At 25.2% G+C, this 595-nt stretch carries 2 protein-coding genes; both read left to right on the top strand.

Features of this window, described 5'->3' with window-relative positions:
- The first annotated feature begins 74 nt into the window (after window positions 1-74).
- The gene (locus AACP42_RS03050) at window positions 75-302 is read left to right on the top strand and encodes a DUF2963 domain-containing protein (protein ID WP_339332587.1); all 228 of its coding nucleotides are present in this window, start codon (window positions 75-77) and stop codon (window positions 300-302) included.
- Between the two features lie 71 nt (window positions 303-373).
- Window positions 374-595 (top strand): DnaB-like helicase N-terminal domain-containing protein (locus AACP42_RS03045; protein ID WP_339332586.1); only part of this gene is annotated, 222 nt, incomplete at its 3' end.

Raw genomic sequence — 595 nt, 5'->3', positions numbered from 1 at the left:
GCAACACAAGTAAAATTTATCAAAACAAAATCATTTACTAAATTAAAAAAATATATAAAAAGGAAATAAATAATATGAATTATCAAAAAAAAACAACTACTTATTATAATGTTGATGGTAAAACAATTTGTGGTATTCATGAACATGCCCCTGATACATGGAATTTTATTAAAACAACTTGGTTTAATAAAGATGGCAAAACAATTGATTGTATTACTGAATATGATCCCATAACAGAAGAACTAATCAAAGAAACCTATTACAATCCTGACAGAACAATTAAAGAAGAAAAAACTTTTTAATCAATATAGAAACTAAACCCCTTTTTGAAGGGGTATTTTTTATACCCAAATTAAAAAAAGGAGTTTGAAAGATGATTGAAGCAGAACGCGCTTTGTTGGGGGTTGTCCTTTTAAACCCCAAAATAATTTCTTCAGTTTTTAATGAAATTACAGAAACTGACTTTTACAGTCCTCATCATAAAAATATTTTTAAAGCCATGAAAATATTACATCAAAATAATAAAGAAATTGATTATTCTTCAGTAAGTGCTATTTTAGAAAATGAAAAATTATTAAAACAAATAGGAGGAATT

Source organism: Hydrangea phyllody phytoplasma, from assembly GCF_036985185.1.
In the GTDB taxonomy this organism is placed as follows: Bacteria; Bacillota_I; Bacilli_A; order Acholeplasmatales; family Acholeplasmataceae; genus Phytoplasma; species Phytoplasma asteris.
The sequence above is the reverse complement of the archived record's forward strand: the minus strand, read 5'-3'. Positions and strand labels throughout refer to the sequence as shown.